This window comes from uncultured Aquabacterium sp., assembly GCF_947366995.1.
Lineage (GTDB): Bacteria > Pseudomonadota > Gammaproteobacteria > Burkholderiales > Burkholderiaceae_C > Aquabacterium.
On sequence record NZ_CANBCC010000035.1, the window covers coordinates 17,243 to 40,446 of the forward strand.

At 67.5% G+C, this 23,204-nt stretch carries 19 protein-coding genes; 3 read left to right on the forward strand and 16 right to left on the reverse strand.

Annotation, left to right across the window (positions count from 1 at the left end; translation table 11 throughout):
• Positions 1–29: 29 nt before the first annotated feature.
• Positions 30–1,346: a 4-aminobutyrate--2-oxoglutarate transaminase gene (gene gabT / locus Q0Z44_RS10625; protein WP_294639308.1), complete on the reverse strand. Its 1,317-nt coding sequence runs from the start codon at positions 1,344–1,346 to the stop codon at positions 30–32.
• Between the two features lie 95 nt (positions 1,347–1,441).
• Here gabT and Q0Z44_RS10630 point away from each other — a divergent pair, with 95 nt between their 5' ends.
• Positions 1,442–2,974, forward strand: a complete 1,533-nt coding sequence (locus tag Q0Z44_RS10630; protein ID WP_298012448.1) for a PLP-dependent aminotransferase family protein — start codon at positions 1,442–1,444, stop codon at positions 2,972–2,974.
• 25 nt (positions 2,975–2,999) lie between these two features.
• Here Q0Z44_RS10630 and Q0Z44_RS10635 read toward each other — a convergent pair whose 3' ends face one another.
• From Q0Z44_RS10635 to Q0Z44_RS10655, 5 genes are all read right to left on the reverse strand, one after another.
• Entirely contained in the window at positions 3,000–4,295 is a 1,296-nt protein-coding gene (locus Q0Z44_RS10635) for a DcaP family trimeric outer membrane transporter (RefSeq protein ID WP_298012452.1), read from the reverse strand.
• Between the two features lie 158 nt (positions 4,296–4,453).
• The gene (locus tag Q0Z44_RS10640) at positions 4,454–5,272 is read right to left on the reverse strand and encodes an ABC transporter permease (RefSeq protein WP_109037914.1); all 819 of its coding nucleotides are present in this window, start codon (positions 5,270–5,272) and stop codon (positions 4,454–4,456) included.
• 17 nt (positions 5,273–5,289) lie between these two features.
• The gene (locus Q0Z44_RS10645; RefSeq protein ID WP_298012455.1) at positions 5,290–6,561 is read right to left on the reverse strand and encodes an ABC transporter permease; all 1,272 of its coding nucleotides are present in this window, start codon (positions 6,559–6,561) and stop codon (positions 5,290–5,292) included.
• Positions 6,562–6,621: 60 nt separating this feature from the next.
• Entirely contained in the window at positions 6,622–7,662 is a 1,041-nt protein-coding gene (locus Q0Z44_RS10650; RefSeq protein ID WP_298012457.1) for an ABC transporter substrate-binding protein, read from the reverse strand.
• Positions 7,663–7,713: 51 nt separating this feature from the next.
• A complete protein-coding gene (locus Q0Z44_RS10655) occupies positions 7,714–8,832 on the reverse strand; it encodes an ABC transporter ATP-binding protein (protein WP_298012459.1) in 1,119 nt (372 codons plus the stop codon).
• Between the two features lie 202 nt (positions 8,833–9,034).
• Here Q0Z44_RS10655 and Q0Z44_RS10660 point away from each other — a divergent pair, with 202 nt between their 5' ends.
• Positions 9,035–10,537, forward strand: coding sequence for a PLP-dependent aminotransferase family protein (locus tag Q0Z44_RS10660; RefSeq protein WP_298012461.1), 1,503 nt, complete (start codon positions 9,035–9,037; stop codon positions 10,535–10,537).
• A 7-nt stretch (positions 10,538–10,544) separates the two neighbouring features.
• On the opposite strand, the gene Q0Z44_RS10665 is transcribed toward Q0Z44_RS10660, so the two are convergent.
• The gene (locus Q0Z44_RS10665; RefSeq protein WP_298012463.1) at positions 10,545–11,489 is read right to left on the reverse strand and encodes a LysR family transcriptional regulator; all 945 of its coding nucleotides are present in this window, start codon (positions 11,487–11,489) and stop codon (positions 10,545–10,547) included.
• Between the two features lie 153 nt (positions 11,490–11,642).
• On the opposite strand from Q0Z44_RS10665, the gene speB reads away from it, so the two are divergent.
• A complete protein-coding gene (gene speB, locus Q0Z44_RS10670) occupies positions 11,643–12,575 on the forward strand; it encodes an agmatinase (RefSeq protein WP_298012465.1) in 933 nt (310 codons plus the stop codon).
• Positions 12,576–12,599: 24 nt separating this feature from the next.
• On the opposite strand, the gene Q0Z44_RS10675 is transcribed toward speB, so the two are convergent.
• The 9 genes from Q0Z44_RS10675 to Q0Z44_RS10715 all read right to left on the reverse strand — a co-directional run.
• Positions 12,600–13,940, reverse strand: a complete 1,341-nt coding sequence (locus tag Q0Z44_RS10675) for an FAD-dependent oxidoreductase (RefSeq protein WP_298012466.1) — start codon at positions 13,938–13,940, stop codon at positions 12,600–12,602.
• A gap of 50 nt (positions 13,941–13,990) precedes the next feature.
• Positions 13,991–15,481, reverse strand: a complete 1,491-nt coding sequence (locus Q0Z44_RS10680) for an aldehyde dehydrogenase (RefSeq protein ID WP_298012468.1) — start codon at positions 15,479–15,481, stop codon at positions 13,991–13,993.
• Between the two features lie 11 nt (positions 15,482–15,492).
• Positions 15,493–16,869, reverse strand: a complete 1,377-nt coding sequence (locus Q0Z44_RS10685) for a DUF3138 family protein (RefSeq protein WP_298012471.1) — start codon at positions 16,867–16,869, stop codon at positions 15,493–15,495.
• A gap of 19 nt (positions 16,870–16,888) precedes the next feature.
• Positions 16,889–17,749: an ABC transporter permease subunit gene (locus Q0Z44_RS10690; RefSeq protein ID WP_294639322.1), complete on the reverse strand. Its 861-nt coding sequence runs from the start codon at positions 17,747–17,749 to the stop codon at positions 16,889–16,891.
• Positions 17,746–18,660 (reverse strand): ABC transporter permease subunit, encoded by a 915-nt coding sequence (locus Q0Z44_RS10695; RefSeq protein ID WP_298012473.1) that lies wholly within the window; start codon positions 18,658–18,660, stop codon positions 17,746–17,748. The genes Q0Z44_RS10690 and Q0Z44_RS10695 overlap by 4 nt, the downstream gene beginning before the upstream one ends.
• A gap of 10 nt (positions 18,661–18,670) precedes the next feature.
• Positions 18,671–19,789, reverse strand: coding sequence for a polyamine ABC transporter ATP-binding protein (potA, locus tag Q0Z44_RS10700; protein ID WP_294639324.1), 1,119 nt, complete (start codon positions 19,787–19,789; stop codon positions 18,671–18,673).
• A 1-nt stretch (position 19,790) separates the two neighbouring features.
• Positions 19,791–20,867, reverse strand: a complete 1,077-nt coding sequence (locus Q0Z44_RS10705; RefSeq protein WP_298012484.1) for a polyamine ABC transporter substrate-binding protein — start codon at positions 20,865–20,867, stop codon at positions 19,791–19,793.
• 69 nt (positions 20,868–20,936) lie between these two features.
• The gene (locus tag Q0Z44_RS10710) at positions 20,937–22,307 is read right to left on the reverse strand and encodes a glutamine synthetase family protein (protein ID WP_298012476.1); all 1,371 of its coding nucleotides are present in this window, start codon (positions 22,305–22,307) and stop codon (positions 20,937–20,939) included.
• Positions 22,308–22,454: 147 nt separating this feature from the next.
• Positions 22,455–23,204: gamma-glutamyl-gamma-aminobutyrate hydrolase family protein (locus Q0Z44_RS10715; protein ID WP_298012478.1), on the reverse strand; the 750-nt coding region annotated here is incomplete at its 5' end.

The window sequence follows — 23,204 nt, forward strand, 5'->3', positions numbered from 1 at the left end:
GATCCTGTGTGTGCGTGGCGTAGGTGCGATCAGGCCTTGGCGGCCAGGATGGCGCTTTGCAGGATGTCGAGGCCTTCGTTGAACACGGTGTCCTCGATCGTCAGCGGGTGCAGGAAGCGGATGACGTTGCCGTACACGCCGCACACCAGCAGCATCAGGCCGCGGGCCAGGGCCTCGGTCTGCACGCGCTTGGTGAAGGCGGCATCCGGCTCGCCGGTAGCGGGGTTGTGGAACTCGACGGCCACCATCGAGCCCGGGCCGCGCACTTCGGCGATCTGCGGGGCGTCGGGCTGCAGCTGGCTCAGGCGCTGCTTGAGGCGATCGCCCAGCACGGTGGCGCGGGCGTTCAGGCCTTCGCTGTCGATGATGTCGAGCACGGCATGGGCTGCGGCCACGGCCAGCGGGTTGCCGGCGTAGGTGCCGCCCAGGCCGCCCGGCTCGGCGGCGTCCATCACCTCGGCACGGCCGCACACGCCCGACAGCGGCAGGCCGCCGGCCAGGCTCTTGGCGAAGGTGGTCAGGTCGACCGGGGTGTCGTACTGGTGCGTGGCGAACAGCGTGCCGGTGCGGGCAAAGCCCGTCTGGATCTCGTCGGCGATCAGCAGGATGCCGTGTTCGTCGGCGATGCGACGCAGGCCGGCGACGAAGTCGGCCGGGGCAGGCACGAAGCCGCCTTCACCCTGCACGGGCTCGAAGATGAAGGCCGCCACGCGCTTCGGGTCGATGTCGGCCTTGAACAGGGCTTCGACGGTCTTCAGCGCATCGGCGGTGGTGATGCCGTGCAGCGGGTAGGGGAAGGGCGCGTGGTAGACCTCGCCCGGGAAGGGGCCGAAGCCGCGCTTGTAGGGCACGACCTTGCCGGTCAGCGCCATGCCCAGGAAGGTGCGGCCGTGGAAGCCGCCGTTGAAGGCGATCACGCCCGGGCGGCCGGTCGAGGCGCGGGCGATCTTGATGGCGTTCTCGACGGCTTCGGCGCCGGTCGTGAAGAAGGTGGTCTTCTTGGCGAAGTTGCCCGGCGTGCGGCGGTTGATCTCTTCAGCCAGGGCCACGTAGCTGGGATAGGGCACGACCTGGAAGGCGGTGTGCGTGAAGCGGTCAAGCTGCTGCTTGACGGCCTCGACGATCTTGGGATGGCAGTGGCCGGTGTTGAGCACGGCGATGCCGCTGCCGAAGTCGATGTAGCGGCGGCCTTCGATGTCCCACAGCTCGGCGTTGCGTGCACGGGCGGCGTAGAAGGTCTGGGCCACGGCCACACCACGCGGCGTGGCGGCGTTCTTGCGGGCGACCCAGTCGGCGTTGGGGCCGTCAAAGAAAGCGGGCTGGAGCTGGAAGTTCGTGCTGGACATGGTGTGACAGATGAAGAGGGAGTGGTGTGAAGGTTAGGGTGTTATGGATCTATGATTAAGGTCCACTTTTGTGTTTTTGATGGAGCCACTTTGCGATGAAGACGACGGCCTTGTCCGACTGGCTGCAGCAGCGTCTGCGTCGCGATGGGTCTGAGCCGGTCTACCGCCAGCTGCAGCAGCTGCTGAGGCAGGCGGTGATCAGTGGCGAGCTGCCGGCGCACACGCGCCTGCCGTCGTCGCGCCTGCTGGCGCAGGAGCTGGGCATTGCCCGCAACACCGTGATCGACGTGTACGAGCAGCTCGCGGTGGAGGGCTGTGTGGTGAGCCGCCAGGGCAGCGGCACGGTGGTGGCCGACCTGTCGGCCGAGCGCCTGCCGGCGCCCAACCGGGCACGGTCTGCGCGGGGCCGGGGTGCCGGTGCCGAGCCCGGGGGTGCAGCCGGGGCCGAGGTGGCCGATGCGAACGGCGCCGCGCAGTTGTCGCCCCGCGGCGAGGCGCTGCTGGCCGCGGCCAGCGTGTCCACCCGGCAGTGGGGGGCCTTCATGCCCGGTGTGCCCGATGTGACGGAGTTTCCGGCGCGCACCTGGATGCGGCTGGAGAACCGGCGCTGGCGCCACCCGGAGCCCGAGCTGCTGAGCTATGCGCCGGGCGGCGGACTGCCGCGCCTGCGCGAGGCCCTGGCCGCGCACCTGCGCACGGCGCGTTCGGTGGTGTGCGAGCCCGAGCAGCTGATCCTCACCACCGGCAGCCACCAGTCCATCGACCTGACGCTGCGGCTGCTGGCCTCGCCCGGCGAGCACGTGTGGCTGGAAGACCCGTGCTACTGGGGCCTGCGCAGCAGCCTGGCCTCGCTGGAGGCGCGCATCGTGCCCGTGCCGGTGGACGCCGAGGGGCTGGCCTGGCAGGACGGCGGGCCGCATCCGGTGCCGCGCGCCATCCTGGTCACGCCGTCGCACCAGTATCCGCTGGGCATGGTGATGAGCCTGGCGCGCCGGCAGGCCCTGCTGGCCTACGCGCGCACGCATGGCAGCTGGATCATCGAAGACGACTACGACAGCGAGTTCCGCTATGGCACCCGTCCGTTGCCGGCCCTGCAGGGTCTCGACGACGCGGGCCGGGTGATCTATGTGGGCAGCCTCAGCAAGGTGCTGTTTCCGGGGCTGCGGCTCGGGTACCTGGTGGTGCCGCCGGCGCTGGCCGAACGCTTTGCACTGGGCTCGGCCGCGCTGTACCGCGAAGGGCAGGCGTGGCAGCAGGCGACGCTCGCCGATTTCATCGAGCAGGGGCACCTGGGTTCGCACATCCGGCGCATGCGCGGGCTCTATCACGAGCGTCGGCAGGCGCTGCTCGAGGCCATCCGCCAGCACTTCGGCGACACGCTGGCCGTGCGCGGGGACGATGCCGGGCTGCACCTGGTGCTGGCGCTGCCCGACCATGTGGACGATGTGGCCCTGGCCCGGGATGCGCTGGCGGCCGGCGTGGCGGTGCGGCCCTTGAGCCGTTACCACGCCGACCCGGCCCGTGCGCCCCGCGGGCTGCTGCTGGGCTATGCCTGCGTGCGCCCCGAGGCCATCCCGCCCGCCTTCGCGGTGCTGGCGCGGCAGGTGGCCGCCCGGCTGGGGGGATGAGACGGGGCGCACAGGGGGGCTCCGGTCAGAAGCTGTAGCGCACCGAGCCTTGCAGGCGGCTCATGTCGCCCTTGTCACCGGCTTCGGTGCGGCGGTTGCCCCAGCCGTACTCCACGCCCAGGTCCAGGCCCTTCGTGGCGGTCCAGATCAGGTTGGCGTAGGCCTGGTTGGTGCGCGTGTTCAGGCTGGCCACGTCGCCGAAGCCGGCGCCGTTGTCCATGCGCGTGAAGCCCCACATCAGGTGGCTGCGCAGCGCGTCGTTCCAGGCGTGCTGCACGCCGATGACGCCGCCCACGGCCTTCTCGGCCGAGAGTTTCACGCGGGTGGCGTCGTAGGCGACGGCGGCGTTGGCGTCCTGGATGTAACGGCCGATGCCCTTGCCGACGTTCAGCTGGTACAGGCCCGTGGTGGCCGCGCCCAGCTTCAGGCTGCCCGACAGGCCCAGGCCCCAGCCCAGTGTGTCGGCCTGGCGGTGGCCGGTGCCGTCTTCGGCGCGCAGGTCGCGGGCCAGGCCGCGCACGGCCACGTGGCCCCAGGGGCCAGTCTGCGTCCAGCGGGCGATCAGGTCGGGCAGGCGGTCCTGCGCCACGGCGTTGCCGCTGGCGTCGCGCACGTCGGTTTGCGGGTTCTCGATGGCCAGGGCCAGGTTGCCCGTGGCGAGTGGCAGCGTGTAGCGCAGCTGGGCCTGGCGGATGAAGGACTGGCCGGTCGGGCCGTTGAACTCGAGCGTGTCGCCAACCGAATCGAGGTCCATGAAGGTGGACCAGGTCTGGCCGGCCAGCCAGCGGCCGTATTCACCAAAGGCGTGGCGCAGGCGGGGGCGTGCCGAGTTCGTGTAGGTTTCCGAGCCGTCGCTGGTGAAGAAGTCGTATTCGATGCGGGTCTTGAGCGGGCCGCCAGCCGTGTCGGTCACGGTCTGCACGTTCAGGCGGGTGGTGCGTGCGCTCAGCGTGCTGGTGTTGCGGCGGCTGGCCCCGGCGCTGCCGTCCAGCGGCAGGTCGGACAGGCTCACGCCACGGCCCTGGTCACCCTTGATGTCGAGGGCGCCGTCGAGCTGCACATAGCCGCCCAGCTTGACCGCGGTCGAGGTGCCGGGCACGGGGATGAAACCGGCCGGGGCGGGCGCGCCGGTGTAGGCAGGTGCCGCAGCCACGGGCGCAGCGGCGGCGGCCTTCTGGCTCATCTGTTGAGCCTCGAGCTGCTCGACCTTGGCCAGCAGCTTCTGGACTGTAGCGCGCAGGTCCGACAGCTCGTCGGCATGGGCAGGCAGGGAGAAGGGGACCGCCAGCGCGAGCGCGGCAGCCAGACGTGTATGCTTCATGGTTGCTCCAGAACAAGGCACCCACCGTGCGCCCGGCAAGGTCTGGGATGGGTGCGTTTCACCGACACGCCTGCCGGTTGGCGCCGACAGGCGTGCTGCTTCAAGGCAGTCGACCGGACCGTCGGCTGCCTTGTTTTCTTTTCAGAGGGGGCGGGGGCTCAGGTGCCGCGTGCGGCGGCGTTGCGGCCGCGCAGCCACTCGAGCGTGAGCAGCATCAGCACGGACATCACCGTGAGGATGGTCGCCACGGCGGCAATGGCCGGGCTGATGTTTTCGCGGATGCCGGCAAACATCTGGCGCGGCAGCGTGGTCTGCTCGGGGCTGGCCAGGAACAGCGTCACCACCACCTCGTCGAACGAGGTGCCGAAGGCGAACAGCCCGCCCGAGATCACGCCCGGGGCCACCAGCGGCAGGGTCACCTTGAAGAAGGTGTAGAGCGGGCTGGCGCCCAGGCTGGCCGCGGCGCGCACCAGGTTCATGTCGAAGCCCTGGAGCGTGGCGCTCACCGTGGTGACCACGAAGGGCACGCCGAGTGCCGCATGCACGATGACCAGGCCGAAGAAGTTGCCTGTCAGGCCGATGGGGGCGAAGAACAGGTAGGTGGCCACGCCGACGATGACCACCGGCACCACCATCGGCGAGATCAGGATGGCCGTGAGCACGGACTTGCCGGGGAAGTCGATGCGCGTCAGGCCGATGGCGGCCATCGTGCCCAGCACCATGGCCAGCAGCGTGGCCAGCGGGGCGACGATCAGGCTGTTGCGGAAGGCGTGCGTCCAGGTGCCCGAGGTCATCAGCTCTTCATACCAGCGCAGCGAGAAGCCGGTCATGGGGTAGAGCAGGAAGGAATCGGCGTTGAAGGACAACGGCACGATGACGAGCAGCGGGGCGACGAGGAAGAGCAGCACGGCGGCCACGATCACCCGCAGGGTCACGTGCCACAGTTGTTCGACGCGGGAGGCGTAGGCAGGCAGCATGGTGTGGGCCTTTCGGGTCAGCGGGACTTGGCGGCAAACGTGGTGTTGCCGACCAGCCGGTTGTAGACGGTGTAGAGCACCGAGATGGCCACCAGCAGCAGGGCGGACAGCGCCGCGGCCATGCCCCAGTTGATGGTCTCGTTCGTGTAGAAGGCGACGAAGTAGCTCACCATCTGCTCCTTCGGCCCGCCCAGCAGCGCCGGGGTGATGTAGTAGCCGATGGACAGGATGAAGACCAGGATGCCGCCGGCCGCCAGGCCGGGCACCGTCATCGGGAAGTAGACCTTCCAGAAGCTCTTGAACGGCGGGCAACCCAGCGACACGGCCGCGCGCAGGTAGACCGGCGAAATGCCCTTCATCACGCTGTAGAGCGGCAGGATCATGAAGGGCAGCAGGATGTGCACCATCGAGATGTAGACGCCGATGCGGTTGAACACGAGGTGCAGCGGCTGGTCGATCACACCGAGCGCCATCAGCGCCTGGTTGACCAGGCCACCGTCCTGCAGGATGACGATCCAGGCGGCCACGCGCACCAGGATCGAGGTCCAGAACGGCAGCAGCACGCAGATCATCAGCAGGTTGGAGGTGCGGGCAGGCAGGCGGGCCAGCAGGTAGGCCACCGGAAAGCCGAGCACGCAGCAGCACAGCGTGACGACGAAGCTGATCCACAGCGTGCGGCCGAACACGTCGAGGAAGACGCCTTCGCCTTCCGGTGCGCCGACGATGTTCCCCGCCTCATCGCGGCGCAGGTCGAGCGCCGTCAGCAGGTAGTGGTCGGTGTGGGGGCGGGCATTGCGCGCCACCAGTTGCCAGGTGTCGCTCTCGCCCCAGCGGGCGTCCATCTCGATCAGCGCGGCCTTGGCCGGACCCGAGGGGGGCTCGGCGGCCAGCTTGCGTGCGCTGTTCATGATCAGCGAGCGCATGCCGGTGCGCTCCATGTTCAGGCGCTTGGCAGCGGCGGCCAGTTCCTCGCTGCCCTTGGCCTGGATCAGGTCGGCCTGCAGCGCGGCGAAGGCGGCCTCGTCGGGCAGGCCCTGCTGCGACCAGCCGGCCAGGGCCTTGGCGGTGGCCGGCAGCGCGGTGTGCACCTCGGGGTTGTCGACCGCCTTGTTCAGCAGCCCGATGATGGGCCACAGAAAGGTGAAGATCAGGAACAGCGCCAGCGGGGCGATCAGGGCACCGTAGCGCAGTTTCTTCAGCCGTTCGGCGCGCCGCAGCTGCGCCTTGAGCGACGTGGTCTGCACCGGCAGGGCGGGGGGCGGGGTGTCGGCCATCGCGATCGAGCTCATGGGAATGTCCTCGTCAGACGCCGGCCCTGCACCGCGCAGGACCGGCTCCGGGGTGGGGGGTTACTTCGCGGCCCAGGCGTGGAAGCGCTGTTCCAGGTCTTCGCCGTGTTCCACCCAGAAGGCGGTGTTGGTGGCGATGGCGGTCTTCATGTTGGCCGGGGCCGTGGGCAGCGTGGCGGCCAGCGTCGGCTCGATCTGGCCCATGGCCTTCAGGTGCGTCGGGCCGTAGGGGATCTCGCCGGAGAAGACCTTCTGGTTCTCGGGCTTGGCCAGGGCCGCCAGGAACTTGTAGGACTGGTCACGCTTGGGCGCGCCCTTCGGGATGGCATAGGCCTCGATGTCGTAGATGTTGCCGGTCCAGACGATCTTGAGGTTCTTGCCTTCCTTCTGTGCGCCGGCGATGCGGCCGTTGAAGGCCGTGCTCATCACGACGTCGCCCGAGGCCAGCAGCTGCGGCGGCTGCGCACCGGCTTCCCACCACTGGATGTTGGCCTTGAGCTGGTCGAGCTTCTTGAAGGCGCGGTCCACGCCGGCCTTGGTGCCCAGCACCTTGTAAACGTCGTTGGGGGCCACGCCGTCGGCCATCAGCGCGAACTCGAGCGTGTACTTGGCGCCCTTGCGCATGCCGCGCTTGCCCGGGAACTTCTTGACGTCCCAGAAATCGGCCCAGGTCACCGGCGCGGTCTTGAGCTTGTCGGCGTTGTAGGCCATCACGGTCGACCACACGAAAAAGCCGAAGCCGCATTCGGTCACGGCTGCGGGCAGGAAGTCCTTCTTGTTGCCGATCTTGCTGTAGTCCAGCTTCTCGTAGACGCCTTCTTCGCAGCCGCGGGCCAGCTCGGGCGACTCGACCTCGACGACGTCCCAGCTCACCTGCTTGGCCTCGACCATGGCCTTGACCTTGGCCTGCTCACCGTTGTATTCGCCCTTGACCAGCGGGATCTGGGTGGACTTGGTGAAGGGTTCGTAGAAGGCCTTGATCTGGGCCTGCTGGTTGACGCCGCCAAACGAGATGACGGTCAGGTCGGCCTGGGCGGTGCCGGCGGCAACCAGGCCGGCAGCGAGCGCAAGGGTGGAAAACGCACGGGAAGAGACGGACATGGACGAACTCCGGGAGCGGGGTGGGTTGCGGGTGAAGGAAAAGAACGGGGGTCAGGCGGCTTCGGCCACATCGAGCGCACGCAGGTGCTCGGGCGGCAGGGCCACACGGACGGACTCACCGGCCTGCAGGCTGCGGTTGAGTTGCGAGATCGGGGTCTTGACGGCGATGTCGGGCTGGCCGGGCAGGGCCATGCACACGCGCACGTGGTCGCCGAGGTAGATGATTTCCTTGACCTGGGCCGAGAACTGGTTGGGGCCGGCCGGCTGGCCGTCGTCGACCAGGTAGGCGCGTTCGGGGCGCACGGACACCAGCGTGCGTGCGCCGGTTTCGCGCACGTTGCCGACACGGGCCTCGACCTGCGCGCCGCCGTCCAGCGTCACGGTGCACTGCTCGCCCTGCACGGCGCTGATCGTGCCCTTGAGCGCGTTGTTCTCGCCGATGAAGCTGGCGACGAAGGCGTTGGCGGGGCGCTCGTACAGCGTCTCGGCCGAGTCGATCTGCTGGATCACGCCCTTGTCGAACACGGCGATGCGGTCGGACATCGTCAGGGCCTCGGCCTGGTCGTGCGTGACGAAGACGACGGTGACGCCGAGGTTCTGGTGGATGTGCTTGATCTCGAGCTGCATGTGCTCGCGCAGCTGCTTGTCGAGCGCGCCCAGCGGCTCGTCCATCAGCACCAGTTCGGGATCGAACACCAGCGCGCGGGCCAGGGCGATGCGCTGCTGCTGGCCGCCCGAGAGCTGCTGCGGGTAGCGGCTGGCGAACTGCTCCAGCCGCACCATGCCCAGCGCCTTCTTGACCTTGGCGTCGATCTCGGCGGCGGGCAGCTTGCGCACGGCCAGCGGAAAGCGCAGGTTCTCGGCCACCGTCATGTGCGGGAACAGCGCGTAGTTCTGGAACACCATGCCGATGTTGCGCTTGTGCGGGGGCACGGTGTTGATGACGCGCTCGCCCAGGCGGATCTCGCCCGAGGTCGGGGTCTCGAAGCCGGCCAGCATCATCAGGCAGGTGGTCTTGCCGGAGCCCGAGGGGCCGAGCAGGGTCAGGAACTCGCCGCGACGGATGTCGAGGTTCAGGTCACGGACGATGAGCTTTTCACCGTCGTAGGTCTTCTGCACGTTGCGGAAGGACACGTGCGGCGCGTCGGGGCGGGGGGTCTGTGGACGCATCGGGGGCTCCAGGCTCGAACAGGTGTGACAGCCGGCGGGACAGCTTCGCAGCGGGCGTGAGCCTGTCCTGTGTCACCGGAATGGCGCGGGTTGGGGGGATCATAGAAGTGTCATTGGTTTAAAGTAGAACCAATTTCCGCGGATTGAAGGGAACCAATATAGGGATAGCCCTCTTGCCTGTGCCGTCCGCGAACACCAAGCCATGGAACCACGCCTGATCTCGGAGCTGCTGATGCAGCATCTCGATCGCCAGCCCGAGAACGTGAAGCTGCGCATCAAGGTCTACATGGCGTTGCGCGGCGCCATCCTCGAAGGCCGGCTGCCGCCGGGCACCAAGCTTCCGCCCACCCGCACGCTGGCCGAGGACATGGACGTGGGCCGCAACACCATCGTGCGCGTTTACGAACAGCTCACGGTCGAGGGCTACATCGAGGGCCGCGTGGGCGATGGCAGCTATGTCTCGGACGCGGTGGCGCGGGGACCGAAGGCCGAGGCACCCAAGCGGCTGCTGGGCGCGCGGCGCGAAGGGCTGTCGCGGCGGGGCGGCGCCATTGCGGCGCACGCGGGCAGTTCGATCGCGCAGCGCGGCGCGTTCACGCCGGGCGTGCCGGATGTGGAGCTGTTCCCGTTTGCGGTGTGGCGCAAGCTGGTGGCCAAGTACATCGACCAGGACCAGTCGCACCTGCTGCAGTACGCGTATGCGGGCTATGGCCCCTTGCGCAAGACGCTGGCGAGCTACCTGCGCGTCACGCGCATGATGCCGGTCGATCCCAAGCAGATCATCATCATCAACGGCTCGCACCAGGCCATCGACCTGTGCGCGCGGATGCTGGCCGACCACGGCGACCGGGCCTGGATCGAGGACCCCGGCTACTGGGGCGCGCGCAATGTGCTGAGTGCGGCGGGCCTGCAGGTTCAGCCCATTCCGCTCGACGACAAGGGCATCGCGCCGACGGCCGAGGACTGGGGCCGGCCGCCGCGGCTCATCTTCGTGTCGCCTTCCAGTCAGTACCCGACGGGCACGATGCTGTCGCTGGACCGCCGCCTGGCGCTGCTGGAGCGGGCCGACGAGGCCGGCTCGTGGATCATCGAGGACGACTACGACAACGAGCTGCACTATTCGGGGCGGCCGCTGGCCTCGTTGTTCGGGCTGGCCAACCGCCAGCGCGTGATCTACCTGGGCACGCTGAGCAAGGTGATGTTCCCGGGCATCCGCCTGGCCTACCTGGTGGTGCCGGAAGACCTGGTCGATGCCTTCGTGATCGGCAATGCCGAGCTGTACCGCGGCGGGCGCCTGGCCGAGCAGGCCGCGCTGGCCGAGTTCATCGAAGAAGGCCACTTCACCGGCCACATCAAGCGCATGCGCGGCGTCTACAGCGAGCGCCGCGCGGTGCTGCTCGACGAGATGAAGGCCTGCCTGGGCGACCTGGTCTCGCCCTCCGATGGCCATGCCGGACTGCAGATCGTCTATCGCTTCAACCAGCCGGTGGACGACACCATGGTGGTGGCGCAATCGCTGGCCGAAGGCGTGGTGTGCCGGCCGCTGTCGATGTACTACATCGACCAGTCGCGCCGGCAACCGGGGCTCAACCTGGGCTTTGCCGCGGTGCCGGAAGCGCGCATCCGCCCGGCGGTGCACACGCTGGCCAGCGCGATCGAGCGAGAGCACGCGCGCATGCTGCAGCGGGCCGCCCAGCGGGGTTGAAGTGGACTCAGGCCCGCTGCGCCAATGCCCGCAGCAACTGCCTCACCGGCTGGCTGCCCTTACCCTTGCGGCAGGTGAGCACGATGTCCTGCGTGTGGCTCAGGCGGGCCGGCCACACGCGACGCAGCGCCGACAGCGATGCCGTCGATGCGACGAGGTGGTCAGGAAGAAAGCCGGCGAAACGACCGCTGCACACCAGCAGCGCCACGCCCTCGATGCTGTCAGCCCGGGTGGGGCCGGTCAACAGCATGGTGCCCAGCCCGGGCAGGGGGAGGTCGCCGGCGTAAGGATCGACCACGCACGCCAGGCTGGACAGTTCGGCGTCACTGCGCGCCTGGTCTGCCCTGTCGTACCACGGGTGACCGGGCCCGATGAACAGGCTGTTCGGCTCGGTGTAGAGCGTGTGCTGTTCGAGCCCTGCCGGCGGCGTGTGGGCGGCCACGATGCCGGCGTCGAGTTCGCCCGACAGAATGCGCCGCTCGATCTCGACCGGCCGAAGGGTCGACAGCGAAAACGCCATGCCTTGGGTTGCTTCGCAGCACTGGCGGATGGCGCGGGCCAGGTGCGAGGCATGTCCGGGCAAGGCCGTCAGCAGCGCGTCGACGATGCCCAGGCGCAGCGTGGGCGGCGGCGCGGCGCCAAGGGCGTCAAGTTCGGTCTGAAAGCGCGCATGTGCATCCATCCACCGCTGCGCCATGCCAAGAAACCGGTCTCCCTCCGGCGTCAGCCTGAAGCCCGCTCGACCGCGTGAAGCCAGGCGCTTGCCGATGCGGGTCTCGAGCTCCTTGAACTGGCGGCTGACCGTGGAAAGGTCCGTCTGCAACTCGAGCGTCGCGGCCGATAGCCCGCCGGCGCGCACCACCGCGAGAAAGGTGTGAACCAGCCGCGGGTCGAGGCCGTGCTGATCGCGGGTCACATGCACAGGCGCGGTGCGGGCTGGTGTGGTGGGCATCCGGAGACAGCGGTGATGCAGATGGGATCGGGGCAGTGTGCATGAAGCGCGCCGGCTTGCGTGCAGAACCGATCAAGTGAACTTGCAGTGCCGGCCATTGCGTGGTGTGGCCGGGGCTCATTAGGCTGGCGCCTCCACTTGCACCGGCCCACCATGACCCAGTTCGCTTACCTGTCCGACTCCACGCTGTTCAAGACGCGTCCGTCTGAGGATCAGCCGCTTCCCTTTGGTGTGGCGGGTGTCACCTGGGACGGCTCGACCACGAACAGACCGGGTGCCCGCTTCGGGCCGCGCGCCATCCGCGAGGCCAGCCACATGCTGTGCGACGGCCTGCACCCTTTGTTCGACACGACGCCTGTTGGTCAGCTCGACGACCACGGCGACTTGGCGCTGCCCAACACGGGCCTGGACGCGATGCGCGCGGCGTTCAGCGAGGTTCTGCCCGCCATGCTGGCGCGGCAGCACATGGTCTGGCTGGGCGGAGACCATTCCATCACCCTGCCGGTGCTGCGCGCGCTGCGGGCCCACCTGGGCCGCCCCCTGGCGGTGATCCACTTCGATGCCCATTGCGACACCTGGCAGGATCACTTCGGCGAGCCCAGCGGGCACGGAACCTGGGTGTACGAAGCGATGCAGGAGGGGCTGGTCGTGGACCCGTGCTTCACGCAGATCGGCATCCGCTCCTCGGGCGAGCGTGCCGCCCGCGAGTACGTGAAGGCACGAGGTGGCCAGATTTTCACGGCACGTGATCTGCGCGGCATGGAAAGCCCGGCGCAACTTCAAGGCGTGCTGCAAGCCATCCGGGAGCGCCTGGCCGCCCACGGTCATCCGCCGGTGTACCTGAGCCTCGACATCGATTGCCTCGACCCCGCTTTTGCGCCGGGAACCGGCACACCGGAGCCCGGTGGCATGACCTCGGCACAGGTACTGACGCTGCTGGAAGAGCTGCACGATCTCAACTTTGTCGGCATGGACTGTGTGGAGGTGGCCCCCGCCTACGACCACGCCGAGCTGACTGCCAGTGCCGCGGCCACCTTTGTGTGGACGTATCTGGCTGGGCAGATGGCCCGCCGCGCCACGCGCTGAAGGGCCTTCTTGCTGCGGGCAGGCTCAGATGCCGAGCTTGTCTCGCAGATCGTAGTAAGCCGCACCGAGTGCCGTGAACGGCACCCGGAAAAGCCGCCCGCCGGGGAAGGGGTAATGCGGCAGGCTGGCGAAGGCGTCGAAGCGTTCGGCCTGGCCCCGGATCACCTCGCTGAGCACCCGGCCGATGAGGTGGGTGAACGTGACGCCGTGGCCGGAGCACCCTTGCGAGTAGTAGATGTTGGGCGCAAGCCGGCCGACTTCCGGCAGGCGCGTCAGCGTCAGCAGGAAGTTGCCGGTCCAGCCATAGTCCACGCGCACGTCCTTCAGTTGCGGGAAGGTCTTGAGCATCTTGGGGCGGATGATGGACTCGATGTGGGCGGGGTCGCGCGCGCCGTAGATCACGCCGCCGCCATACACCAGACGCCGGTCGGCCGACAGTCGGAAGTAGTCGAGCAGGAAGTTGCAGTCTTCCACGCAGTACTCGGTGGGCAGGATCTCCTTGAAGCGATCACCCAGCGGCTCCGTGGCGATCACCTGCGTGCCGCACGGCATCGACCGCGCCGCCAGCTGGGGCTCGAGGTCACCGATGTAGGCATTGCAGGCCACGATCACGAACCGGGCCTGGACCCGGCCGTGGGCGGTGTGCACCGTGGCGCACTCACCCCGTTCGATCCGGGTGACGGCCGACAACTCATGGATGACGCCACCGAGCGACTCGAAGGCCGCGGCTTCGCCCTGTGCCAGGCGCAGCGGGTGGACGTGCCCGGTGCTGTGATCCAGCAGCGCCGCCTTGTAGCGCCGCGTGCCGACGGCCTGCTCGGTGGCGCGGGCGTCGAGCATGTCCAGCTCGGTGTGTCCGTACCGCTCCCACAGTGCCTTGTGGTGCTCAAGCTGGCGCACCTGCTTGTCGCTCAGCGCCGTGAACATGCCGCCAGGCCGGAAGTGGCAATCGATCTGGTATCGCGCGATGCGCTCCTTGATGATCCTGGCTCCTTCGAAGGCCATGCTGCCGAGCGCGTCTGCCGCTGCCTTGCCGTAGCGGGCCTCGATCACGTCGATGTCGCGCGAGTAGCTGTGCACCAGCTGCCCGCCATTGCGGCCGGATGCACCCCAGCCCACGCGGGCCGCTTCGAGCACCACGACCTTGTAGCCTTGCTCGGCCAGGTGCAGGGCCGATGACAGGCCGGTGTAGCCGGCCCCGATGATGCAGACGTCGGCTTGTGTCGTTCCCTGGAGCACAGGGCGATCGGGCTGTGACAGGCCGGTGGCAGCGTAGTAGGAGGGCGCGTGCGTCGTCGATCCTGGCTGACCGAGGCCGGCCGGGGCGGCACGCGAGGCGGTGAAGGATGTGGCTTGGGTCGACATGTCGGTTTCCTCGTTGCGTAGAGTGGCATGCGGTGATGTCATGGCGCAAGTCATGCTTCGATCCGCAACCAGGTGGTTTTCAGTTCGGTGTATTTGTCGAAGGCGTGCAGGGACTTGTCACGTCCGTTGCCGGACTGCTTCACCCCGCCGAAAGGCACGGTGATGTCGTCTTCGTCATACTGGTTGACGTGCACGGTGCCGGCCTGCAACGCCCGCGCCACGCGGTGGACGCGGTCGATCTGGCCGCTCCAGATGCTGGCCTGCAGACCATAGGGGCTGTCGTTGGCCAGGGCAATGGCCTCGGCTTCGGTGCGGAAGGGGATGAGCGTCAGGACCGGCCCGAAGATCTCTTCGCGTGCCACCTTCATGCCGTTGTGGGCGTTGCTCAGGATGGTGGGCTCGACGTAATGGCCCCCGGTGTCGGCACGTGTCTGGCGGCCGCCGTGGGCGAGCGTGGCGCCCTCGCCGAGCCCCTGGTCGACATAGCGCAGCACGGTATGCAGTTGCCCTTCATCCACCATGGCGCCCAGTCGGGTGCGTTCGTCCAGCGGGTCGCCGGCCTGCCAGCCTCCGGCCTCCTGCTGCATGCAGGCGAGCGCGTCGTCCATCAGGCTCTCATGCACCAGCACCCGGGTCGGCGCGTTGCAAGACTCGCCCTGGTTGAAGAACACGCACGCCGCCGCTGTCCGGGCGGCCTTCTCGAGGTCTTTGACGTCATCGAAGACGATGAATGCCGATTTGCCGCCCAGCTCGTTGTAAACGCGCTTGAGGTTGGACTCCGCGGCGTAGTTGAGCATCCGCCTTCCGACCCGGGTCGAGCCCGTGAAGCCGATGGCATCGACCTCTGCGTGCCGCGCCAGGGCCTCGCCAGCTTCGTGACCGAAACCGGGCACAACATTGAGCACGCCTTGCGGCAGACCGGCTTGGAGTGCCAGTTCGGCCAGCCGAAGTGCCGTGTAGGGGGACTTCTCCGAGGGCTTCAGCACGACGCTGTTGCCCGATGCCAGCGCCGGGCCGAGCTTCCAGGCCGCCATGATCATCGGGTAGTTCCAGGGCACGATGGCGCCGATCACGCCCATCGGTTCGCGGGTGATGAGGGCCAGGGCGTGTGCGCCGGTGGGCGCAACCTCGTCGTACAGCTTGTCGATCGCTTCGCCATACCAGGCAATGCAGCAGGCGGTGGCCGGCACGTCCACCGTGCGGCTGAACTGGATGGGCTTGCCCATGTCCAGGGTCTCCAGCAGTGCCAGCTCATCGCGGTGCGCGGTGATGAGCTCAGCCCAGCGTTGCAGCACGGCCTTTCGAGCCGCGGGGGCTTGCCGCGACCAGCGGCCATCGGCAAACGCCGCCCGGGCGGAGCGAACGGCCCGGTCGATGTCTTCGGGCTGCCCCCGGGCTACCGGACCCAGCAGTCGGCCGTGGACGGGGGAGCACTTGGCAAATGTCTGGCCGCTCAGGGTGGCGCAGCGTTGCCCATCGATCACGCTGCGGCCATCGAAGGTCAGGCCGGCGGCACGATCGTGCCATGCGGTGCTGGTCATGGGGCCTCCCTTCAGAAGCTCACCACGACCGACGTGGCCAGCAGCTGGTTGGTCTTCTTGAACCCGCCGTCGCGCGTGTCGCGGAACACGGCGCCGCTGGCCCGGTCGATGCGGTACTCCGCCTTGAACACGGTGTTCAGATTGAAGTTGTAGCCAAGGCCCAGCGTGAGGGCCGAGCGGTCCACGCCCCGGTTGGGATCGCCGCCTGCGGCAGGCCCGATGCCATTTCGGTCGTCCGCAGCGGTGTAGGTCAGGAGGCCGCCGCCGTTCTTGCGGTTCCAGATGTGGTCCAGTCGGGCGATGCCTTCCAGCCAGGGCTCGAACTTGTAGGCCATCAGCGCCGACAGACCGGTCCAGTGCGCATCGCGCCGTTCTCCCGTCAAGGGGTCCGGGCTGATGGAGGCCTTGCGCTGCCGGCCGACGCTGAACTGCGCTTGTGCCGTCAGGTCGCCCCGGATGAAGTAGCTGTCGATCTCGAACAGGTCGACGCGAGAATCTCGCTGGGCAATGGGGTTGCCGTCCCCGTCCAGCAGGTTCTGACTGGCGTTGGGAGCCTTGCCATGCACGCCCGCAAAGCCAAACCCCTGGAACTCTCCCTTGGCGTAGTCCACGCGGTAGGCCACGACCGGGGTCTTCTCGCCGGACTGGCGCTTGCTCGCGTTCATGTTGCCCACCAGGGCCTTGATGATCCACTTGTCCCGTGTCAACTCCATGCCAGCGCCGGTGTAGGCGGCCGGCAGCGTGGTGTCGAACAGCAGGTTGTGGGTGATGAGCTTGTTGAGCGTCGGCTGCAGGTATTCGTAGCCCGACCAGTCGGGCAGGTGGCCGGCGATGAAGCGGGTCTGCAGGTCGGTCAGGGGCACGGAGACCGAGGCCTCGTGCACGGGCGAGTTCGAGCCCTCTGCCACCGCCTGCGTGCCGCGCTGCGGCGACAAGGTCAGGCGCCAGCGCGCACCGGAGTCGGTCTCTTTGGTGAAGTCGATGACCGCCGTGCCGATGTAGGAGGTGTCGTAGAAGTAGCCACCGTTGTCCACGGCGTTGAGGAACTGGAAGCCGGCGCGGTGCTGGCGCTGGTTGTAGATCCATGTCGGATCCATGTAGCCGCTGATCTTCAGGCCCTTGAAGCCCAGCGCATCACGGGAGTCTTCCATCGCTTCGGTCTTCACGGCGATGCGGTTGAAGTCCTGAAGCTGCTCCGGCGTCATGCCCGATGGCGCGGCCGGGGCAGCAGGCTGGCTGTCGAGCCGCTTTTCGAGCTCGGCCATGCGCGCCTTGAGCTCCTGCAGTTCCTTGAGGAGGGCATCGTTGGCGCCCGCCGCGCACACCGTGGCGGGGTAGATGGCGGCGAGCGCCAGGCTCAGGGTGGCGAGTGGGAGGTGTCGTTTCATGGTGGGGTCCTTCTGGAATTCAGGGGCGTTGTGCGGCGGCCATCTCGGCGGCCAGGCGGCGTTCACGGCGCGCGACGACGTAGCTCGCCACAAGCACCCCCACGGCGACCACGGTGATGATCACGGTCGCGACGGCGTTGATGCTTGGACTGAGCCCCAGGCGCGCCCGGGAGAAGATCGCCAGAGGCAGCGTGGTGGAGCCCGGCCCGGACAGGAAGGCCGACAGCACCACGTCGTCGAGCGACACGGTGAAGGTCAGCAGCCAAGCCGACAGCAGCGAAGGCGCCATGCTGGGCAGCGTCACCAGAAAGAAGACCTGCGCCGGGCGGGCGCCGAGGTCCATCGCCGCCTCTTCAAGCTGCGGGTTGATCTCTTTCAGGCGCGCCTGCAGCACCACGGTCGCGTAGGCCAGGCCTAGCAGCAGGTGGCCCAGCCAGATCGTGACGGCGCCGCGCTCCGGGAAACCGAGCCAGCGCTGCATGGACACCAGCATCAGCAGCAGCGACAGTCCGACGATGACCTCGGGCATCACCAGGGGCGCATTGACCATGCCGGAAAACAGCGTGCGGCCTTTGAAACGTGGGTACTTGACCAGCGTGAAGGCGGCCAGCATGCCGAGGATGACCGACCCGCATGCGGTGGCCAGCGCGATCTTGAGCGACAGACCCAGACCGTCGAGCAGCTCCTGATCCTGTGCCAGCGCCGCATACCATTTGAACGTGAAGCCGCTCCAGGTGTTTGGCAGGTCGGATGCGCTGAACGAATACAGGATCAGCGCCACGATCGGCAGGTAGAGGAAGAGATAGCCGCCCGCCAGCCAGGCGCGGCCCAGCCCTCGGTTGAAGGTCGGCGTGAACGGGGTGCTCGGAATGCGGCTCATCGTGCGCGCTCCTGGTTGTCGGCCTGCGCCTTGTTGAAGAGCGCCAGCGGCACGATGATCAGCAGGATCATCACGACGGCCACACTCGACGCCATGGGCCAGTCGTTGTTGGCGAAGAACTCGTCCCACAGCACGCGGCCGATCATCAGCGTGGAGGGGCCACCCAGCAGTTCGGGGATCACGAACTCGCCCACGCACGGGATGAACACGAGCATGGCGCCGGCCAGGATGCCGGGGCGCGACAGCGGCACCGTCACCCGCCAGAACGCCACCCACGGCGTGGCACCCAGGTCCGACGCGGCTTCCAGCAGGCGCAGGTCCATCTTCGACAGGTTGGCGTACAGCGGCAGCACCATGAAGGGCAGGTAGGTGTAGACCATGCCGATCACGAGCGAGAACGGCGTGTTCATGAGCTGCCCGGGTGCCGGGATGAGCCCGACCTGCGCCAGCAGAGGTTCGATGCCCGATGCCTGCAGGGCCTGGGCCACCCAGCCGCCTTCGCTCAGCAGCCCCTTCCACGCATACACCCGCAGCAGGAAGCTCGTCCAGAACGGCAGCATGACGAGCATCACCAGGCCAGGCTGGGTGGACTTGCTGGCACGCGCCATGAAGTAGGCAAAGGGGTAGCCGATCAGCAAACACAGTGCGGTCGTGACGGCGGCGTACTTCAGGCTGTTGAGGTAGGTCTTGAAGTACAGGTCGTCCTGCGTGATGAACAGGTAGTTGCTCAGCTTGACCTGCAGCTTCAGCACACCATCGGACCAGGTGAGCAGGTCCTTGAAGGCCACGATGTCCATCTCGGACACGCTGATCTTCATCACGATCAGGAAGGGCAGCAGGAAGCAGACCAGCAGCCACGCATAGGGAATGCCGATGACCACACGGCGACCGGGTTCGAGGGTGAAGCTCATGGCCGTCTCCTCACTGCGTGAGCACGACCTGCGCCGTGCTGTCCCACTGCGCCCAGACGGCATCGCCGGCCTCCAGCGCCTCGTCGCTGTGGCGCGCGGTGTTGGCCATCGATACCTTCATCGTCGCGCCGCTTTTAAGCTGGAGGTGGTAGACCGTGTAGCTGCCGAAGTAGGCCAGGTCGCGCACGACGGCGTTGACCCGGTTGTACAGGCTCTCGGGTTGCTGGCGCACCAGACGGATCTTCTCGGGGCGCACGGCCACCGACACGGGCATGCCCTCGGTGCCGGTGATGCCGTGGCCTACCAGGTGTTGACAGTCGTCGCACTGGATCACCACATGATCCGGTGCATCCTGTACCAGCGTGCCGTCCATCAGGTTGACGTTGCCGATGAAGTCCGCCACAAAGCGGGTGGCGGGTGTCTCGTAGATCTCGTGGGGCGCGCCGACCTGCAGGATGCGGCCCTCGCTCATGACGGCGATGCGGCTGGCCATGGTCATGGCCTCTTCCTGGTCATGCGTCACCATCACGCACGTCACGCCGACTTCACCCAGGATGTTGACCAGTTCGATCTGGGTCTCTTCGCGCAGCTTCTTGTCGAGCGCGCCCAGCGGCTCGTCCAGAAGCAGCAACTGCGGCTTCTTGGCCAGGCTGCGGGCCAACGCCACGCGCTGCTGCTGCCCGCCCGAGAGCTGGTGCGGCTTGCGCCGGGCGAATTTCGCCAGTTGAACCAGACGCAGCATGGCGTCCACCCGCTCGGCGATCTGGTCCTTGGGCAGGCCATCGCGCCGCAGGCCGAAGGCGATGTTGTCCCACACGCTCAGGTGCGGGAAGAGCGCGTAGCTCTGGAACATCATGTTGATGGGCCGCTGGTACGGCGGCAGGCCCACGATGTCCTGGCCATTGAGCAGGATGCGGCCTGAAGTCGGCGTCTCGAAACCCGCCAGCATGCGCAGCAGCGTGGTCTTGCCACAGCCGCTGGAGCCCAGCAGCGCGAAAATCTCGCCACGCCCGATGTCGAGACTCACATGGTTGACTGCCACGGCGCCACCGCCGAAGTCCTTGACGACGTTCTGGATCTGGAGGAAGGCCGGTGCACCACCGGCCGCGTGGTTGCGTGCAGCGTTCATCTCAGAGCCCCGTCTTGAAGGAGGTGTAGATGCGCGTCATCTGGCGACGGATGTCGTTGTTGATCGCGTCCGGCTGCGCCATGCGCTTCATGTCCGCTTCCGGCGGGAACACCGCCGGGTCGTTCGCCACCTCGGGCTTGATGAACTTGCGCGACGCCAGGTTCGGGTTGGCGTAGAACACCTTGTTGCTCAGGCCCGCATGCACCTCGGGGCGCAGGATGTAGTTGATCCACTTGTGGGCGTTCTCCGGGTGCGGCGCATCTGCGGGGATCACCATGGCATCCATGAAGATGACGCCGCCGGTTCGGGGGATCAGCGTCTGCACGTTCTGGCCGGTCTTGCTCTCGATGGCGCGGTTCTTGGCGATGTTGATGTCGCCCGAGTAGCCGAAGGCCACGCAGATCTGCCCGTTGGCGAGGTCGTTGATGTACCCGCTCGAACTGAACAGCGTCACATACGGCCGGATCGACTTCAGCAGTGGGGTGAGGGCCTGGTAGTCGGCCACGCTCTTGCTGTAGGCCGGCTTGCCCAGGTAGTGCAGTGCGGCGGGAATGACTTCGGTGGCCGAGTCCACGAAGGACACGCCGCAGCCCTTGAGCTTGCTGATGTACTCGGGCTTGAAGATCAGGTCCCACGCGTTGTCGGGCATGGGCGTGCTGCCGAGCGCAGCCTTCACCTTGTCCACGTTGATGCCGACCGTGGTGTAACCCCACAGCCAGTTCACCATGTACTGGTTGCCGGCATCAAGCTTGCCAAGCTGGCCCAGGATGGCCGGGTCGATGTTCTTCCAGTTCGGGATCTTGCTCTTGTCGATCTTCTGCAGCAGCCCACCATCGGCCTGCAGCTTGGCCCAGTACGACGAGGGCACGACGACGTCGTAGCCTGTCTTGCCGGCGACCAGTTTGGCGTGCACGATTTCGTTGTTGTCGAAGACGTCGTAACGGACCTTGATGCCCGTTTCCTTCTCGAAATTGGCAATCGTGTCCGGTGCGATGTAGTTCGACCAGTTGTAGATGTTGAGCACCTTCTCTTCGTCGGCGTGGGCACTGCCGGCACAGAAGAGGGCGAGCGCAGTCATAGCGATCGTGGAGGGGATCGAGCGCAGGGATCGGAGGCGGGACATGGGGTGGTTCCTTCTCAAGACGGATCAGACGTGCAGCAGCAGGTGTTCGCGCTCCCACGGCGAGATCACTTTCATGAACTCGGCGTGTTCGGCTTCCTTGACCTCGGTGTAGACGGTGACGAACTCGCGGCCCAGCACCTCCGCCAGGTCGCTCTCGTCGCGCAGGAGGGCGATGGCTTCACCCAGGCTGCGTGGCAGGCCGTAGTCGCCAAGGTAGGCGTCGCCCTTGCATTCCGGGCTCGGCTCGATCTGCTTGACGATGCCCAGGTAGCCGCAGGCAAGCGTCGCGGCCAGGGCCACGTAGGGGTTGGCATCGGCGCCGATCACGCGGTTCTCGATGCGGCGTGCAGCCGGTGTGGCCACCGGGGAGCGGAAGCCCACGGTGCGGTTGTCCGTGCCCCACTGGATGTTGATGGGCGCTGCTGTGGCGCGCACCAGGCGGCGGTAGCTGTTGACATAGGGGGCAAGCAGCGCCATGGCCGAGGGGATGTAGCGCTGCAGGCCGCCGATGTACCAGCGGAAGGCGTCAGACGCTGTGCCATCGGGGTTGCTGAAGAGGTTGCGCCCGGTGAGCTTGTCGACAATGCTCTGGTGAACGTGCATGGCGCTGCCCGGTTCGCCCGCGATCGGCTTGGCCATGAAGGTCGCGTACATGTCGTGGCGCAGGGCGGCCTCGCGCACGGTGCGCTTGAAGAAGAACACCTCGTCTGCCAGCTGCAGGGGGTGGTCGTGGAAGAAGTTGATCTCCATCTGACCGGCGCCGATCTCGTGGATGAGCGTGTCGACGTTGAGCTGCATCGCCTCGCAGTAGGCGTAGATGTCCTCGAACAGCGGGTCGAACTCGTTGACCGCGTCGATGGAGTAGGCCTGGCGCGAGGTCTCTGCCCGGCCGCTGCGGCCTTTGGGCGGCTTCAGCGGCAGGTCGGGATCGAGGTTGCGCTCGACCAGGTAGAACTCCAGTTCAGGTGCGACAACCGGATTCCAGCCCTTGGCATCGAACAGTTCGCACACGCGCTTGAGCACCGAGCGGGGGGCAAAGGGGACCAACCGCCCGTGGCGGTCGTAGCAGTCGTGGATGACCTGGGCGGTGGGGTCGGTCGCCCAAGGGACGATGCGGGCCGTGGTGGGGTCGGGCCGCAGGTGCATGTCGTGGTCGGTGGCGCTGATGACCTCGTAGTACGGGCCGGCTTCAGGCTGCTCGCCGGTGACGCTGGTGGCCACGACGATTTCCGGCAGGCGCATGCCCCGGTCTTCGGTGAAGCGGTCGCGCGGCAGGATCTTGCCGCGGGCCACGCCGGTCAGGTCGGGAACCAGGCATTCGACTTCGGTCACACGCTGGTCGATGAACCATTGTTCAAGTTCAGGGAAGGAGGAAATGGCGGTTTGCGCGTTCATACAGGGATCGGATGGACGACCTCGTCCGGGCCGCACTCGGGCGGACACAGGCGTGGCCGGGCATGGGCGCTTCCGCGGCCCATGGGCGTCAGTTCGTTGTCGGGGAATGGAGCGCCCTCCAGAACGGAAGGCGCGAGCCGGGTGGCGTCAGCGGCCCGGTGGGCGGTGCAGGTCGCGCCACGACCGGCAGGCCGCACCGAAGGCCTGGAGGATCGCCATGGAGACGGGGTTGGTGGCAGCCTGCCACTCGGGGTGCCATTGCACGCACAGGCTGAAGCCCGGGCTGCTCGGCACCGAGAACGCCTCGATGAGGCCGTCCGGTGCGGTGGCCTCTATGCGCAGCCCTGGTGCGAGGCGCGCGATGCCCTGGCCGTGCAGGCTGTTGACCTGCACTTCGCCTTGCGGCAGCAAGGAGGCCAGCACGCCGCCCGGAACCAGGCTCACGGGGTGAGCCAGTCCGTACTGTGTTTCGACAGGCTGGTCTTCCGCCGGCGCGCGGTGGTCGGCCAGGCCAGCTTGTTCGTGAACAGCCTGGTGCAGCGTGCCGCCCAGGGCCACATTGGTTTCCTGAAAGCCGCGGCAGATGGCCAGCAAGGGCAGGCCCCGCTCGATGGCCATGCGGATGAGCGGCAGCGTCCACAGGTCGCGCAGGGGGTCGAGCGGGAGGCTCGGGTCGTGCACGGCCTCGTCGAAGTGGCTCGGGTGGACGTTCGACGGCGAGCCGGTCAGCAGCACCCCATCGGCCAGGTCCAGCCAGTCGGCCAGTTCGTCGGGATGCGCGGCTGGCACGACGACGGGCAGGCAACCCGCGAGCCGCACGGCGTCGATGTACTTCTGGCCCACCATGTGGAAGGGGTGGTGGCCCAGGGGCCGGTTGCAGGCCGGGACAGATCGGAA

Coding starts and splice junctions, on each gene's coding strand:
- gabT (WP_294639308.1), bottom strand. CDS start 1,346: ATGTCCAGCACGAACTTCCAGCTCCAGCCCGCTTTCTTTGACGGCCCC.
- Q0Z44_RS10630 (WP_298012448.1), top strand. CDS start 1,442: ATGAAGACGACGGCCTTGTCCGACTGGCTGCAGCAGCGTCTGCGTCGC.
- Q0Z44_RS10635 (WP_298012452.1), bottom strand. CDS start 4,295: ATGAAGCATACACGTCTGGCTGCCGCGCTCGCGCTGGCGGTCCCCTTC.
- Q0Z44_RS10640 (WP_109037914.1), bottom strand. CDS start 5,272: ATGCTGCCTGCCTACGCCTCCCGCGTCGAACAACTGTGGCACGTGACC.
- Q0Z44_RS10645 (WP_298012455.1), bottom strand. CDS start 6,561: ATGAGCTCGATCGCGATGGCCGACACCCCGCCCCCCGCCCTGCCGGTG.
- Q0Z44_RS10650 (WP_298012457.1), bottom strand. CDS start 7,662: ATGTCCGTCTCTTCCCGTGCGTTTTCCACCCTTGCGCTCGCTGCCGGC.
- Q0Z44_RS10655 (WP_298012459.1), bottom strand. CDS start 8,832: ATGCGTCCACAGACCCCCCGCCCCGACGCGCCGCACGTGTCCTTCCGC.
- Q0Z44_RS10660 (WP_298012461.1), top strand. CDS start 9,035: ATGGAACCACGCCTGATCTCGGAGCTGCTGATGCAGCATCTCGATCGC.
- Q0Z44_RS10665 (WP_298012463.1), bottom strand. CDS start 11,489: ATGCCCACCACACCAGCCCGCACCGCGCCTGTGCATGTGACCCGCGAT.
- speB (WP_298012465.1), top strand. CDS start 11,643: ATGACCCAGTTCGCTTACCTGTCCGACTCCACGCTGTTCAAGACGCGT.
- Q0Z44_RS10675 (WP_298012466.1), bottom strand. CDS start 13,940: ATGTCGACCCAAGCCACATCCTTCACCGCCTCGCGTGCCGCCCCGGCC.
- Q0Z44_RS10680 (WP_298012468.1), bottom strand. CDS start 15,481: ATGACCAGCACCGCATGGCACGATCGTGCCGCCGGCCTGACCTTCGAT.
- Q0Z44_RS10685 (WP_298012471.1), bottom strand. CDS start 16,869: ATGAAACGACACCTCCCACTCGCCACCCTGAGCCTGGCGCTCGCCGCC.
- Q0Z44_RS10690 (WP_294639322.1), bottom strand. CDS start 17,749: ATGAGCCGCATTCCGAGCACCCCGTTCACGCCGACCTTCAACCGAGGG.
- Q0Z44_RS10695 (WP_298012473.1), bottom strand. CDS start 18,660: ATGAGCTTCACCCTCGAACCCGGTCGCCGTGTGGTCATCGGCATTCCC.
- potA (WP_294639324.1), bottom strand. CDS start 19,789: ATGAACGCTGCACGCAACCACGCGGCCGGTGGTGCACCGGCCTTCCTC.
- Q0Z44_RS10705 (WP_298012484.1), bottom strand. CDS start 20,867: ATGACTGCGCTCGCCCTCTTCTGTGCCGGCAGTGCCCACGCCGACGAA.
- Q0Z44_RS10710 (WP_298012476.1), bottom strand. CDS start 22,307: ATGAACGCGCAAACCGCCATTTCCTCCTTCCCTGAACTTGAACAATGG.